This is a genomic window from Thauera sp., assembly GCF_035444905.1.
Classification (GTDB): domain Bacteria; phylum Pseudomonadota; class Gammaproteobacteria; order Burkholderiales; family Rhodocyclaceae; genus Thauera.
Window position 1 is genome coordinate 1 of record NZ_DAOMPS010000082.1, and the last position, 11,426, is coordinate 11,426.

An 11,426-nucleotide genomic window follows, 5' to 3' on the forward strand; every position below is an offset into this window, starting at 1 on the left:
GGCCCGTCCGGCGTGCCGAGGGGGTCGGGGGTGAGATATTGGCCGCGGTCGGGGTCGTAGTAGCGTTGGCGGTTGTAGTGCAGGCCGGTTTCGGGGTCGTGGATCTGGCCCGGGAGGCGCAGGGCGAGCGTGAAGTCGGGGCGGGTGGCGTAGGGGGTGATGGTGGTAGCGCCGAAGGGGGCGTAGCGGGCACGCCAGATGGGCTTGCCGTCGCCGTCGGTGGCGAGTTCGGGGGCGTTGAGGTGGTTGGTGTGCAGCCAGGTGAGGCCGGCGTGCGGCGCGAGCCAGCTCTGCACGGCGCGCCCGAGATCGTCGACGATCTGGCGCAGGCCACCACGCTCCTCCGCCGGGCGGCTGGGCAGGTCCAGGACGGCGAGCGGAAGGTCGGCGAGCCAGAGGTACTGGCGGGTGAGGGTGCCGTCCGCGTCGAGTTCGGCAAGTGGCTGGCGGGCGTCGTCGTAAACCGTGTACGTGGTCCGGGTAATGCCGTCGGTCGCATCGATGTGGCTGCGGGTGATGCGCAGGCCGCGGTGGTCATAGGTGTAGCGTGCCAGCGGCCGACCGCGTTCGGTGACGGCGGCGAGGCGGCCGAGGGCATCCCAATGATATTGGCGCGGGCCCAGGCGTTCGGGCTGGCCATTGGCGTTGTAGCTGGCGGGCAGATCTGCGGCTTCGGTGTGAGCAGCGTCGGTCGAGCCCCCGCCGAGGGCGCGGTGCGTGCCGGCTTCGAACCGTGTTTGCGCGACCTTCGTGCGCAGGTCGTGCTGTTTGTCGACGCCTTGCTGGGCGAGCACGCGGCGCTGGCGCGCGTCGTAAGCGTAGCGCCACACCGCGTGTTCGTCCAGGCCAACACCGGTCTCGGCCCATTCCACGCTGGCGACGAGCTGGTCGTGGTGGTCGTAGGCATGGCTGCGTTGCTTTGCCGGTGACGGGTCGAACGGGGCGTGTTCGCGCTGGTGCAGCAGATTGCCCTCCGGGTCCCAGACGTAGCGGTGATCGAGCAGGGCGTCCGCCGGGGCGTGCGCGTCCAGGGTGCCGGCGTGGGCGCTCCGCAGGCCGAGCAGTTCCTCGATGCGCTGGCCCAGCGTCTGACCGGGTCGGAGCGGTGCGCCGCCCGCGTGTGGGAGGGCAGGGCGGGTGGTGGGCGCATCGCCGGCGCGGCGGTGGGTCAGTCGCTGCAGCGTCCCGTTGCGACTGCGCTGCAGGAGCGTGCTAACGCCGTTGCCGTTGCGATAGCTGCGCAGGCCGAACAGGTCGCGCGCGAAGTCGGCAGCGACGATCTGCTCGCGGGCGAGCCAGCGCAGCCAGGGCGTGCGCACCGGCTGGCGGTGCAGCGCGACGATCTGGCCCTGGCCGTTGCGCACGTGGTGCAGGCGGCTGCCGTCGGGCAGGGTGGTGGCGCTGAGACGGCCGCGGTCGTCGTACTCGTAGCGGGTGATCGTGCTCAGCTCGCCCCGCGCCGTCTTCAGCGTGACGGTGCGGGCTCGCCGCTGGTCGGCGGCATCGTAGTCAAAGCGTTCGCGCTGGGTCGGATGGTCGACTTCAAGCAGGCGCGCGCCGTCGTAGCGCCAGCGTGTCGTTTGCGTCTGCCCGGTGCGGGCGTCAGTGACGGATTGCTGCACGATGCGGCCGCGCACATCGTAGGCGTAGCGGGCGTGGTGGCCGACGGCGTCGCGCATGGCATGGATGCGGTCGGCGGCGTCGAAGCTGCGCAGAATCTCGCCGCGATCGGGGCTGTGGGTCCACACCGGGCGGCCGAAGTCGTCGTGCAGCGTGCGCGGACCGCGGACGGGGCCCGCGCCGCCGGCCACGATCGTGTCGCTGCCCGCAGATCGCAGCCGCTCGCGGCCGTGACTGTCGGTGAGGCTCACCAGGTGCCCGCTGCCGTCGTAGCGCAGCGCGCGCTGGAAGCCGGTGTTGGCGGCGATGCGGGTGATGCGGCCGGCTTCGTCGTGGTCCCAGTTGCGGTGGCGGGCAAAGTTCGCGCTGCGCAGCGTGCTGGCGATCAGCCGGCTTTCGCCGTCGTAGCGGAACAGGCGCGCGATACCGAGCGCGTCGGCGTGCCACTGCAGGCGGCCGGCGGTGTCGTAGGCGCGGCGCCACAGTGCGCGCAGCGGGAGATCGTCGGCCGTGCCGGCCCGCAGTTCGATGAGGTGGCCACGCGGGTCGTATTCGGCCTGGTGGACGCGGTCGGCAGCATCGCCCGGCCCGCGGCTACGCCATTCGACGGGACTGAGCGCGCTGTCGTGACGCCAGCGGGTTTCTTGGCCGTCGTCGTTGCGCACACGCCGGGGCAGTCCGGTGGCTGGGTCGGGTTCGATCTCGGCGCGCCGGCCGCCAGGCTGCTCGAGGGCGATGACGAAGCTGCCGCGCGCGTCCCAGTGCAGGCGGGTGATGTCGCTGTCGGCCGGCGTCTGTGCGGGGCCGTTGTCGAGTGGGCCATCGATCTCGGTGAGCAGGCTGCGGCCATTGATGCGCGCGTAACGATAGGCGGTGCGGCGCTCGATCGGGGTGGCGGCGAGGCGGCCGTCCGTATCGACCGGACTGAAGCCTGATTCCCGCAGCTCGACAAGCTGGCCCGCCTCGTTGTGGCGCAGCTCGATACGGTGCTCGCGGCCGGCGACGACGCTGGGGCGCACGATCGCGACCCGCTGCGCGATTAGCATGCCGGCGGCGTCGGGCCCGCTATCGCTGAAGGCGTCGCCGACGGTGCTGGCGTCAGCGGCATACTCGTAGCGGACATGGTCGAGCAGGCGCGGGACGGGCGCGGACAGATCGGCCTCGAGCGTTTCGGCGATGCGGCCGCGGGCATCGAGGCGGTGCTGTATCGAGCGGCGCGGGCGGCCCTCGGCGTCGAGTGTGGTGACTGCGGTCAGGCGGCCGTCCGGCGTGTAGCGGTAGCGGATGTCGGTGGGGCCGCAGCGTGCGCAGCCGGGACCGCGCGCTTCCAGGATGCGGCGCTGGCCGCCGATCACCGCGCTGAGATAGGTGGTGCTCTGGCCGAGGCTGTTGGTGAGCACGCTGTGGCCACGGGCGGGAAACGCAAGGCGCACGTCTTCGATGCCGGTCTCGCCCGCGGCGGGCATCGGCCCTCGCACCGAGCGCACGCCGCGGCCGGCGTCGTCGTAGGCGTAACTGGCGATGCGTTCGCGCAGCGGCGCACCGTCCGCGCCCGTACTGGCGAGCGTGATGCCGGTGAGGGCGGCGCGATGGCGGCCGTCCTCGTAGTGGTATTCGCGGTAGGCGCGTGTTTGAGCCGCCGTGATCTCCGCGTCGGCGGCGGGGTAGACGACCCGCAACAGGTTGAGCGCAGCGCCCCTGGCCGACCCGGGCTCTGCGCCTGCAGCGTCCACACCCGAGCCGTCGGCAAAGCCCTGTTCGTAGGAAAAGCGCCCCACCGGGCTGTCGATGTGGGCGATGCCGGTGACAGCGCTGCCCGCCAGGTGGTAGTGCAGCTCGAGCCTGCGCCCCTGCGGATCTATGACCTGCAGCAGGCGGCCGTGGTGGTCGCGCTGCAGGCTGAGGAATTCGCCCGTGGGGGCCAGGATCTGCACCAGGCGGCCGGCGGCATCGAAGCTCAGGCGCCGGCCTTGCGGCCAATGCCAGACGTATTCCGCGCCGCCCGCGCGGGGGCGGATCAAGATCTCGCCGCGGCTCGGGTCCTTGCTCGCGCAGCGCTGCGGCTGCGCCGGGTCACGCGGGAAGATCACGCGCGCGCCGTCGGCCTGCACTACAACGAGGCGGTCGGGCTGGATCTGCAGCTCGGTGTCGTAGGACAGGCGCCAGCCCGCGCCCAGGCCCCGCGATTCGCCGCGATAGGCGCGCAGGCTGTTGTAGTGACGAACGAGCTCGAGGCCCAGCACGCCGGGCAGCGCGGGCATGTCCGCCTCGTGCTGGTACTTGTTGCCCGACAGCAGGTTCAGCGGGTTGCCGGCGCCGACGTCCTGCCCGGTGGCCGAGCCCTGGCTGGCGGGCCCACCATTCGCGCCGCAGGTGTCGCCGGCATTGTTGGTGACGCATTGCTGCGGAGGCGGTGGCGCCGCATCCCAGGCGAGTTCGCTCTCTTCCTCGGGCGCGCAGCTCATGCTGATGCCGCAGCCCTCGGTCTGTAGGCCAGCCAATGGCGCGCTCCGACCTGCGTCCAGTGCTGCAGCGGGGAGCAGGGCGGGCACGAGCAGGGCCAGGGTGACCAGATGGCGGAGGAGCGGGGCTAAGGGTGCGCGCATGGTGAGGGGGGTGAATGGCAAAGGTGGCGAAGGCGTGGTGACGAAGGATGCCGAGGTGGAGTGGAGGGGAAACCGAGGCAGACAGGTGGCTTGTCGGGACGTAGAGAGGGCGCGTGGAGAAGGACGACGGGAGCTTGGGAGGGTGGGCGCGTGGATTGGGCGAGGTGCTGGCTGCGGGGGTGGGGTCTCAGCAATCAGGGTCGAGGTCGCCTGCTTGCGGTGGCGGCGTACCGTCTGCACCGGGGCTCGGTTGGGCGGTGGGCGGTCCGGCATCGGGCGTGGCCGGTGTGCACAGCGGGTCCCATAGCGGGCAGTCGGGCAAGGGCGCCGGCTCGGGGGCGCCACCCGGCCCCGTACCCGGCCCTGCATCCGGCACCGCGTCGCCGTTGCCGTTACGCGGCATCGATAGCACGGCAGCGTTCTCCACGGCGTCCGATTGCATGCGCAGGGTTACCTGAGTGACGAGCGGAATGCGTCCGGCTTGCAGCAGGCTGCGGCGAAAGACGTCGGGGTGGGCGGGGTCGAGCGTGCGCACGGCCCAGGTGAAGAAGCGCCCGGCCATCGGGACCTGCTTGGCAGGCGGCAGACCCCAGGTGATGCGCAGCTTGAGCAGGTTGGCGTCGGCCAGGCTCTGGCCCGAGCGGTTGCTGGCGGAGTCGGCGTTGCAGTCGGGCCGGTCGGCCGGGCAGTTGAGATAGCCCAGATTGGCCGACGGGATCACCCGTGCGGTGGCGCCGAGCTGCCGTGCCGCGGCCGGGCTGTGGTAGTCGGCAAAGCTCTCCCGGCTTGGCGACAGGATCTCGATGCGCAACGCCTGGCTGAGATCGGCCTGCGCAGTGGCGGCAGCGCGCGCAAGTTCAGCAGCGTCACGGCCGCCGCCATAGTAAGGCGTCATCGCGCGGGCGAAGGCGTCGCGCATGGCTACCGGGTTGGCGTGGCTCAGGGTGCCGGCGCGGGCCGCCTCGAAGCTGGCGTAGGTGAGACTGCTGCGGGCATGGAAGGCGAGGCCGGTCTGCAGCATGGCGAGCGTCATGGCGAGCAGGGTGGGGGCGATGACCACGAACTCGACGAGGCCCGCACCGCGTTGCAGCACGCCGCGCGATCGCTGCCGGCGCGGGATAGGCGCGCAGCTCATCGGTCATCGCTCCGATGCGTGTCGCCGAGCAGCGCGGGCCGCTTCTGGCCTCGCTCGATCCCTGCTCGTGCGGCGCCGCCCGCGGCAAGTTCAAGCACCGCATGCGCGCCACGGCAACGTACGGCGCGCCAGGGCGGCAGCGCCGGATGGACGGCGCGCACCCGGCCCTCGCGGTCGAGGAAGACGACATCGATCGCGAAGCGCATGCCGAAGGTGTGGATGCTCGTGCAAGGCCGGATCAGCAAGGCCTCGTCGGCGGCCAGCGCGCGCCGGCCGAGCAGGCCGAGCGCGCGCTGCCAGAAGTGGCGGGCATGGTGGATGCGCAGCATCACAGGCCCATCGCCAGGAACTTCATCGCGATCGGAAAACCGAGCACGAGGAAGGTGCACGGGAAGATGAAGGCGATCAACGGCAGCAGCATCTTCACCGGGGCCTCCATCGCGGCCTTTTCGGCGCGGGAGAAGCGCTCGCTGCGGCGTTGTTCGCCCTGGGCGCGCAGCACCGGGCCGAGGCTCATGCCCATGTTTTCGGCCTGGATGATGGCCGACACCAGGCTGGCGATGGCCGGCTCGTCGATACGCGCGGCAAAGCGGCGCAGGGCTTCGGCGCGCGATTGGCCCGCGCGCACGTCGCGCAGCACGCGCTGCAGCTCGTCACGCAGCGGGCCGGCCGGGCCCTTGGCGACCGCCTGCTGGAGTGCGCCATTGAGATTGAGCCCGGCCTCGACGCACAGGGTGATGAGATCGAGCACGAAGGGCAGCTGCTTGAGCAGGAGCCGGCGGCGCGCGCGGGTGCGGTCGTTGAACCACGACCAGGCCAGCAGGCTGCCGCCGAGCGCGCCGGTGAGTGCGCAGGCCAGGATCGGCAACTGCCACGCATTGGCCACGAGCGCGGCGAAGAGCGCACCCAGCCCGCCAACCGCGATGCGGTGCGCCAGCAGCTGCGCGGGCGATACCGCAAAGTCCAGCCCGGCCAGGCGCAGCCGCGTCATCAGGTGCTCGCGCCCGCGCGCCGACAGCAGCGGATCGACCGCCTGTGCGATCCAGCGCGTCGGCCACCACAAGGCATGCATGAAGCGCGGCGGACGATCCAGCCAGGTGCGATCTTCTGCCGGCAGCGCGATGAGGCTGCGCGCCAGCAGCACGGCGAGCGAGGCCGCACTGGCGCCGGCGAGCAAGGCCACCAGCACGAGGGTCGCGGTGTCGGCGGTGGCCGGCACGATGCTTGTGTTCATACGTCGATCGCCACGATGCGGCGGATCAGCAGCACGCCGAACACCTCGAGGAGCACGATCATGGCCAGCGTCGCCCAACCCGCCTGTGTATGCCAGAGCAGGGCCATCGCCTCCGGCTCCATGTGCTGGAGCACCAGCAGCAGCCCCGCCGGCAACAGGCCGACCACGACCGCCTGCAGCTTGCCCTGGGCGGTCAGGGCGTCGATCTTGCCCTGCATCGCGAGCTGGTTGCGGAGGGTGGCGGCAGCGCGCTCTAGCGCCTCGGCCAGGCTGCCGCCGGTTTCGTTGGCGATGCGCATCGCGGCCACTACCAGCGTGATCGCCTGCAGCGGTACGCGCTGCGCGAGGTGCTCCAACGCCTCGTCCAGCGCCAGGCCGAGGCGGTGCTCGCGCAGCATGAGGTCGAACTCCTGCGCGATCGGCGGCCGGCCCTCACGGATGAGCTGCTGTAGTGCCTGCGGCATCGAGACCCCCGCGCGCAGACCACCGGCGATGACTTGCAGCGCATCGGGCAACTGCTGTTCGATCGCCTGCAGTCTTCGCCGGCGCAGCCAGCCGAACGCCAGCCGTGGCAGCAGCGCGAAGGCGAGGCCGGCGGCGAGCCCGAGGGCGAATTTCCCGCTGGCGAGCCACATGCCGATGCCGAACAGGGCGACCGCGGCAACATTGAGCGCGAACAGCCGTGCCGGATCCATGAACAGGAAAAGCTCGTCCAGGCGCACGTGCGCATCGGCGGTGAAGCGCTCACGATAGCGGGCGAGTGCACTGCTGGCGACGGCGATCGAGGACCAGGCCAGCAGCGCGGCGGCGAGCCCGAAGCCCAGTGTCGCCAGCAGGGTCGGCAGGCTGGGCGAGGGGGTCATGCGGCCACCCGGTCGAAGATGCGCAGATCGAGCGTGGCGCCCAGGCCGTCGCCGCGCAGTTCGTCGTAGAAGCCGGGGATGGCGTCGCAGCCGCTGAAGTGACCCTGGCTGCGGCCGCCCTCGCTGGCGCGGCGCTCGAAGCGGAACAGCTCCTGTAGCTGGATGCGCCCGGCCTCCATGCCGGTGACTTCGGCGATGCGGGTGATGCGGCGCGCGCCGCAGGCAAAGCGCGTCTGCTGCACGATGATGTCAACCGCACTGGCGATCTGCTCGCGGATTGCGCCAAGGGGCAGGTCCATGCCCGCCATCAGCACCAGGGTCTCGAGGCGCGCGAGGGCATCGCGCGGGCTGTTGGCATGCAGCGTGGTGAGCGAGCCCTCGTGGCCGGTGTTCATCGCCTGCAGCATGTCAAGCGCCTCGCCGCCGCGGCATTCGCCGACCACGATACGGTCGGGGCGCATGCGCAGGGCATTGCGCACGAGATCGCGGATGCTCACCGCGCCGCGCCCTTCGAGGTTGCTCGGGCGCGCCTCGAGGGCCACCAGGTGGGTGTGGCGCAGGCGCAGCTCGGCGGCGTCCTCGATGGTGATGATGCGTTCGCCGTCGGGGATGAAATTCGACAGCAGGTTGAGGAAGGTGGTCTTGCCCGATCCGGTCCCGCCCGAGACGATGATGTTGCGCCGCTGCTCCACGCAGATACGCAGGAAGTCCGCCATGTCCTGCGACAGGCTGCCCAGCCGCACCAGATCGTCCACCTCGAGCTGGCGGCGGGCGAACTTGCGGATCGTGAGCGTCGGCCCTTTCAGCGCCAGCGGCGGGATGATGGCGTTGACCCGCGAGCCGTCCTTGAGCCGTGCATCGACCATCGGCGATGACTCGTCGATGCGTCGGCCGAGCGGCGCGACGATGCGCTCGATGACACCGAGCACCGCGCGGTCGCTGGTGAACACGGCCGGATGCAGCGTGAGGCGGCCGTCGCGCTCGATGAAGATCTCGTCAAAGCGGTTGACCATGATCTCGCTTACCGCCTCGTCGGCGAGCAGGGCTTCGAGCGGGCCGAGCCCGATCGCCTCGTCGAGCACCTCGCTGCACAGGAGGTCGCGATCGACGGTGGCGGGCAGCTGGCGGTCGGCGGCGATGATCTCGCGGATCAGCGCAGCGGTCTCGGTGCGCAGCTCATCGTCCGACATGCGGTTGAGATCGCGCCGGCGCAGGTCGATGGTGTCGAGCAGACGTTCGTGGATGCGTTGGCGCAAGGCCTGGTGAAACATGGGCTGTCTCCTCAATTGCCGCCGTAGAGCTGGTTCCAGAAGGGGTCATCGGCAGGGGCGATGCGCTCGACGGGTGGCTTGGCGGTGGGTGGCGCAAGTTCGCGCTCGGCGCGCTCTTCCAGGGCCTGCGCGCGCGGGTCGAGCAGGCCTTCACCCGGGTTCATCATCCATGGGGTGATGAAGACCACGAGCTCGCTTTCGCGACTGTTGAAGCGGGCGGACTTGAACAGGCGGCCGAGCACCGGGATCTCGCCGAGATGCGGTACTGCGTTCTCGTCGTTTTGCTGCTCGCGCTGGATCACGCCCGACAGCACCAGGGTCTCGCCGTGGCGCAGGTTGAACTCGGTCTCGGTGCGGCGCGACATCAGGCCGGGCACGCCGAGCGCCGCCACGCTGCGGTCGAGCGCGCTGACCTCGGTCTTCACCCGCGCGCGGATCGTGCCCTCGGCATCGGCCACCGGCTCGACGATGTTCAGGCGGATGCCGTACTCCTTGAACATCACGCTCGGCGTGCCGGTGGCCGAGGCGACCGGGATCGGGATCTCGCCACCGGCAAGAAAGCTCGCCTCGCCGCGGTTGCGCGCGGCCAGCCGCGGCTGGGCGAGGATGACGGCGTCGCCCTTTTGCGCGAGCAGGTTCAGCCGCCCGAAGAAGGCGCCCACGAGCGAGACGTTGGCGGCAAAGGGGCGGACGCGCTCGGCCTCGATGAGGACCTCGGTCTGCGCCTCGCCGCTGCCGAGCACGCGGCTCACCGCCGCACCCGTACGGTTGTCGTGATAGAGGTCGCCGACCACGCCGATGCCGAACAGCGGCTTGCCCTGGGTCGTCCAGTCGATGCCCAGGTCGCGCAGCCCGCTGCGGCTGATCTCGACGAAGCGCACATCGAAGGCGAACATCCGATCCAGCCCGACGCGGCTGGTGAAGTCGATGACCTGCGGAAAGCGTCGCGCCAGCTCGGCCACCTTGTCGCGGTCGGCATCGGACAGGCCTTCACCCTCGATCACGATATTGTCGCCGATGCTGCGCGTGCTGACCTTCGGCATGTCGCCGAGGAAGGCTTGCAGGTCGCGCGCGATGCGGGCGGTGTCGGTCTGGCGCACGGTGATCTTGATGCGGTGGTTGTGGCCGTTCCTCGTCCACACATGGAGCATGGTGTCGCCCGCGCCGTTGGCAATGAGCAGGATCTCGCGCTCGTCGAGTACCGCCGCGGACACCACCTTGCCGTCGCCCACCGCCAGGCGGCCGGCGTTGCGCTGCGGCAGCACGCGGGTCTCGCCGGCGAACATCTGGATCTCGGTCAGCGGCGGCAGGGCGGCGGCGTCAGCCCTGCCAGCGCTTGGGGCGGCGTCGCGCGTGGCCTGCGCCGGCGTGCTCAGCGTGGTGGCGAGGAGGACGACGAGCGCGGCCGCGAGGCCTGAGGGTCGGAAGGCGAGGGGCATGGGCAGGTGAGTGCGACGAGGGCGCAGCGGGGTAATTGGAAAACGTGATTGGCGGGCTTGGTTCAGGGGCCTTGCTTGATGGTTTGATCGCAGGACCTGGGGTGCGAGCGGGGAGGCTGCTGAGTCAGCAGGTGGAGCCGCGTTCAGTCGGTCGCCGCCGAAGCCGCGGGTGGTGGGAGCCCACCGACTTCGAGCAAGGGGTTGTGGCTGCCGCCGTAGATCACCGGGACGGCCCGATTGGCTGGCGGCGGCGGGGCGGCGAGGCCGAGGAGGGCGAGGGCGTCGGTGCGCACGACGGGCGCGGGGCTGCGGTCGCCGGGTGCCCGCAGCAGGGCGGTGAGCTTGCCCACGGTGCGCGCAGCCACCACCTGTGCCGCCTGCTCGGGGTCGAGGTCGAGGGTGATGGTGCCGAAGCTGCGCGCTTGCGGGTCGCTGCCGCCCGGCTGCAGCCTCGCCCCGGTGGCGAGCACGCTCACGCCTTGCAGCAGCGGCAGGGTGAGGTTGTGCGGGTCGCGCTGCACGGTGACGAGGAGGTCGATCACGTCGCCCGGCTCGAGCATGCCGGACATCGAGCTGATCTCGTCGACCGGGAGGGTGGCGGCACGCCGGCCGGGCGCGACGCGTGCAGCGAAACCCGCGCTGCGGCGGCCTTCCAGCTGGGGCCAGACGAGGGGTTCGCCGCTACGCGCCGGGTAGGCGAGCACGGATCCGGCTGCACGCTCGAACTGCTCGGGCGTGATCGCGGACGAGTGCAGCCAGTCGAGCGGCACCTCGCGCTCCGCCACGGTGTCGTGGGTGATGAGGCTGCCGGCAGGCAGGTCGATCTTGGGCACGACGGCGCGCGCGGTGGGCTGTTGATGCCGACGCTCGAGGTCGGCCACGCGCTCATCCAGATAGCGCGCGGCGAGCCAGGCGGCAGCCAGGCCGAAGGCGCCGGCGACGCCGAGGATCAAGAGGTTGCGGGAGGGTCGGAAAGCCATGATCGGATCAGAGCGGGAGCGAGATTGCGGTCAGGAATCGGGCAAAGCCTTCGCCGATGGCGTCGGCGAAGTGCAGCAGCAGCGGCTGGCCGCCGCCGGCTGGGAGGGCGAACACGCCGGCCACCACGGCCAGCACGACGAGGTACTCGACCATCGACTGGCCGTGGGGCGTGGCTGGCGTCCTTGCGCCCTGGCAGTAGACGCTGCGGGTCATCGGGGCGCGGCCGGCAGGAAGGTGACGAGGTTCAGCGTCACGGTCACGCCCGCGCCGTGCTCGA

The 11,426-nt window shown here is 71.0% G+C and carries 9 protein-coding genes; all 9 read right to left on the bottom strand.

Annotated elements, in window-relative coordinates:
- Positions 1 to 4,121 (bottom strand): DUF6531 domain-containing protein (locus PLC66_RS21005; RefSeq protein ID WP_324544146.1); only part of this gene is annotated, 4,121 nt, incomplete at its 3' end.
- A gap of 292 nt (positions 4,122 to 4,413) precedes the next feature.
- Positions 4,414 to 5,361 (bottom strand): TadE family protein, encoded by a 948-nt coding sequence (locus tag PLC66_RS21010; protein WP_324544147.1) that lies wholly within the window; start codon positions 5,359 to 5,361, stop codon positions 4,414 to 4,416.
- Positions 5,358 to 5,690: a DUF192 domain-containing protein gene (locus PLC66_RS21015; RefSeq protein ID WP_324544148.1), complete on the bottom strand. Its 333-nt coding sequence runs from the start codon at positions 5,688 to 5,690 to the stop codon at positions 5,358 to 5,360. The genes PLC66_RS21010 and PLC66_RS21015 overlap by 4 nt, the downstream gene beginning before the upstream one ends.
- Entirely contained in the window at positions 5,690 to 6,595 is a 906-nt protein-coding gene (locus PLC66_RS21020; protein ID WP_324544149.1) for a type II secretion system F family protein, read from the bottom strand. The genes PLC66_RS21015 and PLC66_RS21020 overlap by 1 nt, the downstream gene beginning before the upstream one ends.
- Complete coding sequence (locus tag PLC66_RS21025) at positions 6,592 to 7,458, bottom strand: type II secretion system F family protein (RefSeq protein ID WP_324544150.1); 867 nt, start codon at positions 7,456 to 7,458, stop codon at positions 6,592 to 6,594. Before PLC66_RS21025 ends, PLC66_RS21020 begins: the two co-directional genes overlap by 4 nt.
- A complete protein-coding gene (locus PLC66_RS21030) occupies positions 7,455 to 8,729 on the bottom strand; it encodes a TadA family conjugal transfer-associated ATPase (RefSeq protein WP_324544151.1) in 1,275 nt (424 codons plus the stop codon). Before PLC66_RS21030 ends, PLC66_RS21025 begins: the two co-directional genes overlap by 4 nt.
- Positions 8,730 to 8,740: 11 nt before the next feature.
- Positions 8,741 to 10,168, bottom strand: a complete 1,428-nt coding sequence (locus PLC66_RS21035; RefSeq protein WP_324544152.1) for a type II and III secretion system protein family protein — start codon at positions 10,166 to 10,168, stop codon at positions 8,741 to 8,743.
- Positions 10,169 to 10,311: 143 nt separating this feature from the next.
- On the bottom strand, positions 10,312 to 11,148 hold the full coding sequence (gene cpaB, locus PLC66_RS21040; protein ID WP_324544153.1) for a Flp pilus assembly protein CpaB: 837 nt from the start codon (positions 11,146 to 11,148) through the stop codon (positions 10,312 to 10,314).
- A 7-nt stretch (positions 11,149 to 11,155) separates the two neighbouring features.
- On the bottom strand, positions 11,156 to 11,426 hold a 271-nt coding region (locus PLC66_RS21045; protein WP_324544154.1), incomplete at its 5' end, for a hypothetical protein.

What these genes read in the sequence shown, in the direction of transcription:
- PLC66_RS21010 (WP_324544147.1), bottom strand. Translation starts at nt 5,361, where the DNA reads ATGAGCTGCGCGCCTATCCCGCGCCGGCAGCGATCGCGCGGCGTGCTG.
- PLC66_RS21015 (WP_324544148.1), bottom strand. Translation starts at nt 5,690, where the DNA reads ATGCTGCGCATCCACCATGCCCGCCACTTCTGGCAGCGCGCGCTCGGC.
- PLC66_RS21020 (WP_324544149.1), bottom strand. Translation starts at nt 6,595, where the DNA reads ATGAACACAAGCATCGTGCCGGCCACCGCCGACACCGCGACCCTCGTG.
- PLC66_RS21025 (WP_324544150.1), bottom strand. Translation starts at nt 7,458, where the DNA reads ATGACCCCCTCGCCCAGCCTGCCGACCCTGCTGGCGACACTGGGCTTC.
- PLC66_RS21030 (WP_324544151.1), bottom strand. Translation starts at nt 8,729, where the DNA reads ATGTTTCACCAGGCCTTGCGCCAACGCATCCACGAACGTCTGCTCGAC.
- PLC66_RS21035 (WP_324544152.1), bottom strand. Translation starts at nt 10,168, where the DNA reads ATGCCCCTCGCCTTCCGACCCTCAGGCCTCGCGGCCGCGCTCGTCGTC.
- cpaB (WP_324544153.1), bottom strand. Translation starts at nt 11,148, where the DNA reads ATGGCTTTCCGACCCTCCCGCAACCTCTTGATCCTCGGCGTCGCCGGC.